General features: G+C 74.6%; 4 protein-coding genes. All 4 read left to right on the forward strand.

Going from position 1 to position 4,246, the window contains the following annotated elements; translation table 11 throughout:
• A partial coding sequence (locus HMPREF3159_RS06630) for a protoporphyrinogen/coproporphyrinogen oxidase (protein ID WP_070500239.1) occupies nucleotides 1–1,112 on the forward strand: 1,112 nt, incomplete at its 5' end.
• Entirely contained in the window at nucleotides 1,109–1,834 is a 726-nt protein-coding gene (gene hemQ / locus HMPREF3159_RS06635; RefSeq protein ID WP_070500241.1) for a hydrogen peroxide-dependent heme synthase, read from the forward strand. The genes HMPREF3159_RS06630 and hemQ, both read left to right, overlap by 4 nt.
• Before the next feature lie 46 nt (nucleotides 1,835–1,880).
• A complete protein-coding gene (locus HMPREF3159_RS06640) occupies nucleotides 1,881–3,134 on the forward strand; it encodes a ferrochelatase (protein WP_070500243.1) in 1,254 nt (417 codons plus the stop codon).
• Entirely contained in the window at nucleotides 3,131–4,150 is a 1,020-nt protein-coding gene (hemC, locus tag HMPREF3159_RS06645; RefSeq protein WP_070500245.1) for a hydroxymethylbilane synthase, read from the forward strand. The genes HMPREF3159_RS06640 and hemC overlap by 4 nt, the downstream gene beginning before the upstream one ends.
• Nucleotides 4,151–4,246: the final 96 nt, after the last annotated feature.

Below are 4,246 nucleotides of genomic sequence, written 5' to 3' on the forward strand. Positions count from 1 at the left end.
CGCTCGAGCCCCTGCTGCCCGCCCGCGTCGGCGCACGGCCCGGGGCGACCGTCGCCGAGACGGTGGGACGCCGGATGGGCCGACGGGTGCTCGAGCGGCTCGTCGCCCCGATCGTCGGCGGGGTGCACTCCGCCGATCCGGCCGAGCTCGAGCTCGCCGCCGCCTCCCCGCAGCTCGCGACGGGCCTGGCCGAGCACGGCTCGCTGGTGCGGACCGTGCGCCGCCTGCGCGGCGGGGGACGATGGGGCGACGCCGGCCGCACGGCCGGCGCGAGCGCCGGGACCCGTGTGCATGCCCTCGCCCCGACCATGGCGGCCCTTCCCGCGGCGCTGCGTGAGGAGCTGCTCGCCGGGGGCGGGATCGTGCGCACCGGCGTGGAGGTCACGGGCCTGGACCGCGAGGGCGAGCCGTGGCGGGTCCGCACCGCCCGCGGTGAGCAGCTCGAGGCCGACCGCCTCGTGCTCGCCTGCCCTCCTGACACCGCCCGCTCCCTGCTCGCCGGGGCCGCGCCGGAGATCGCCGAGGCGATCCCGGAGACCCCGTCGGCCGCGGTGCGGCTGGTCGCCCTGGTGCTGGACGCCCCCGCCCTGGACTCACATCCCTCGGGGACCGGCGCACTGGTCGCGCTGGGGACCCCGGGGATCCGCGCGAAGGCCCTCACCCATGCGAGCGCCAAGTGGGAGCACGTCGAGCGCGCGCTGCGCGAGGCCCTCCCGTCGGCCGCCTCCCCGCACCTGCTGCGCCTCTCCTACGGCCGTCCCGGCGAACAGCTGCCGGGGCGGGAGGAGATCGTCGACCTCGCCCTCGCCGACGCCTCCGCGATCCTCGGCACCCCGCTCACCCGCTCCCGGCTCGCGGACTGGGCCGTGATCGACTGGGACCGGGCGATGCGCCGACCCCTGCCCGGCCACCGCGCCGCCCTCGACGCGCTCGCGAGGCTGCTCGAGGCGCGGGACGACCTCGAGCTGGTCGGCTCCTGGCGGGCCGGCACCGGCCTCGACGCGATCGTCCGCGCCGACGACGCCCGCGCCGCAGCCGCGCAGACCACCCCGCAGACCACCCCGATCTCTCCCACCGCTCCCACCGCTCCCACGGAAGGAACCCCACGATGAACGACGCCGCCGCCTCGACCCCCGAGGAGATCGCGCAGACCACCCGGTACACGAGCTACACCGTGTTCCGCCGCCTCTCCGGCCTGACCGAGGACGGCGAGCTCACCACCGCCCAGGTCGCCGAGGCGCTCACCCAGACGGTCCCGCTGATCGAGTCTGCCGGCGATGGAGGAGTCGAGATCCTCGGCTTCTACGACGTCTCCGGCTTCCGCGCCGAGGACGACCTGATGCTGTGGCTCGCCGCCGAGGACCCCGAGGCGCTGCAGCGCGGCCTGCGCGAGTTCGAGCGCTCCCTGGCCGGCACCTGGCTGCACCGCGAGTGGGCGTCGGTGGGCGTGCACCGCATGGCCGAGTTCGCCAAGGGCCACGTCCCCTCGTTCATGGTCCCGGGCTTCGAGCGGAAGCAGTGGATCACCGTGTACCCCTTCGTGCGCAGCTACGAGTGGTACCTGCTGCCCGACGAGGAGCGCAACCGCATGCTGCGCGAGCACGGCCTGCTGGGCCGCGACTACCCGCAGGTCAACGCCAACACCGTCGCCGCCTTCGCGCTCGGCGACTACGAGTGGCTGCTCTCCTTCGAGGCTGACGATCTGCACGACCTCGTCGACATGATGCGCCACCTGCGCTACTCCGATGCGCGCCTGCACGTGCGCGACGAGCTCCCCTTCCACACCGGCCGCCGCCTCGAGGACCTCGAGGACGTCGCCGCGCTCCTGGCCTGATCCCGGACGCCTCCCTGCCCGCACGACCTTCACCGAGGACCACACCATGACCGACACCACCACCCATATGCCCGCGCCGCGCACCGCGGCCCCCGACTCCCCCACCCATGCGCGACGCGGCGAGGCCCGTCCCTTCGACGCGATCCTGTTCTCCTCCTTCGGCGGCCCCGACGGGCAGGAGGACGTGATCCCCTTCCTGCGCAACGTCACCCGCGGGCGCGGGATCCCCGACGAGCGGCTGGAGGAGGTCGCGGGCCACTACCGCGCTCTCGGCGGACGCAGCCCGATCACCGCGCAGAACGAAGCGATGATCGCCGCGCTCGAGGAGGAGCTCGCACGCCGCGACGTGGATCTGCCGATCTACTTCGGAAACCGCAACTGGGAGCCCTACAACGCCGAGGCCGTCCGCGCTCTGCACGCCGACGGCCACCGCCACGCCCTCGGTCTCGTCACCAGCGCGTACTCCTCGTACTCCTCCTGCCGGCAGTACCGGGAGGACTTCGGCATGGTGCTCGAGGAGACGGGTCTGGCCGGCGAGGTCACCATCGACAAGGTCCGCGTCTACTTCAACCACCCCGGGTTCCTCGCGCCGGTGGTCGACGGCCTCGAGGCCGCCCTGGCGAGCCTCGCCTCCGAGGGCCACGACAGCGAGCGCATCGCGGTGCTCTTCTCCACCCACTCGGTGCCCACGGCGATGGCCGAGGCCTCCGGGCCGGAGGAGACGCGGGTCGAGGGCTCGGGCGGCTGGTACGTCGAGCAGCATCTCGCCGCCTGCCGATGGGTGATGGACCAGCTGCACGATGACGCTCCCGAGCTTCCGGACTGGCAGCTCGTCTACCAGTCCCGCTCCGGGGCGCCGCACATCCCGTGGCTCGAGCCCGACGTGAACGACGTCATCACCCGGCTCGCCGAGGAGGACTCTGCCGATGCGGTCGTCGTCGTCCCCATCGGCTTCGTCACCGATCATGTGGAGGTCGTGTGGGACCTGGACACCGAGGCGAAGGAGACCGCCGAGGAGAAGGGTCTCGCCTTCCGCCGCGTCGCGACCTCCGGGGAGGATCCCCGCTTCATCGCCGCCCTCGCGGATCTCGTCCAGGAGCGGCTGGACGAGTCCTTCCCGCGACGGGTGGTCACGGATTTCGGGGGCACGCCGGACGTGTGCGGGGTGAACTGCTGCGCAGGACGCATCTGCCGTCCCACCACCAGCGCGGTGGACTCCGCGTCGGACGTCGAGCGGGCCCGGGCCGAGCGTCGCGCCACGGCCGGCGACGGCCAGCCGGGCACAGGATCTCTCTCATGACCGCGTCCCCGCTGCGGATCGGCACCCGCGCCTCCGATCTCGCGCTCACACAGTCCGGGCACGTCGGCGCCGCGGTCGTGGAGGGCACGGGTCACGAGGTCGAGCTGGTGCACGTGAGCACCCATGGAGACCGCGACCGCACAAGCCCCCTCGCCCAGATCGGCGGCACCGGCGTGTTCGTCACCGCCGTGCGACAGGCCCTGCTGGACGGCGAGGTCGACGTGGTGGTCCATTCCTGGAAGGACCTGCCCACCGCGCCGCTGGACGAGATCACGCTGGTCTGCACGCCGGAGCGGGAGGACCCGCGCGATGCCCTGTGCGCCCGTGACGGGATGACCCTCGCTCAGCTCCCGGCCGGGGCGCGGGTGGGCACCGGCTCCCCGCGACGCGGCGCGCAGCTGCTGCGGGCGCGGCCCGATCTCGAGGTCGTCGCGGTCCGCGGCAACGTCGAGACCCGCCTGAACCGAGCGCTCGGCACGGACGCGGACCTCCATGCCGTGGTGCTCGCCGCCTCGGGGCTGCGCCGCGTGGGCAAGGAGGCCGTGATCAGCGAGCTCCTGCCCGTCGAGGTCATGCTGCCCGCCCCCGCCCAGGGCGCGCTCGCGGTCGAGGCGACCACCGCCGCGATCGCGCAGGCGCCCTGGTTCGCCGAGCGTCTCGCGGCGGTCGACGACGCGACCACCCGCGCTGCGGTCACGGCGGAGCGGTCCCTGCTGCGGGCGCTCGAGGCGGGCTGCTCCGCCCCGGTCGCCGCGTACGCGGAGCTGGAGCCGGTCGCGGAGCCCGGCACGGGGCCCGATCCGGCGCCCGCCGCCACGCAGGTCCTGCGCCTGCGCGCCCTCGCGATCCGTCCCGACGGGACGCACGTCGTCGAGGGCGAGGCCCGGGTGGACCTGGACCTCACCGCCGATGCGCTCTCCGGGCCGGGCTCGGTCCCGGTCGAGCTCGGCCGGGAGCTCGCCGCGGACCTGCTCTCCCGCGGCGCCGGCGAGATCCTCGCGGAGGCCCGCGCCTGATGCCCTCCGCAGAGATGGCCTCCGCCCCGCCCCGCGCCGCTGGGCCCGTGCTGGTGACGCGCCCGGCGGGGCGGGGGGAGCGGCTCGCGAGCCTGC

It is taken from the genome of Brachybacterium sp. HMSC06H03 (assembly GCF_001807385.1).
Classification (GTDB): domain Bacteria; phylum Actinomycetota; class Actinomycetes; order Actinomycetales; family Dermabacteraceae; genus Brachybacterium; species Brachybacterium conglomeratum.

What these genes read in the sequence shown, in the direction of transcription:
- hemC (WP_070500245.1), top strand. Translation starts at nt 3,131, where the DNA reads ATGACCGCGTCCCCGCTGCGGATCGGCACCCGCGCCTCCGATCTCGCG.
- hemQ (WP_070500241.1), top strand. Translation starts at nt 1,109, where the DNA reads ATGAACGACGCCGCCGCCTCGACCCCCGAGGAGATCGCGCAGACCACC.
- HMPREF3159_RS06640 (WP_070500243.1), top strand. Translation starts at nt 1,881, where the DNA reads ATGACCGACACCACCACCCATATGCCCGCGCCGCGCACCGCGGCCCCC.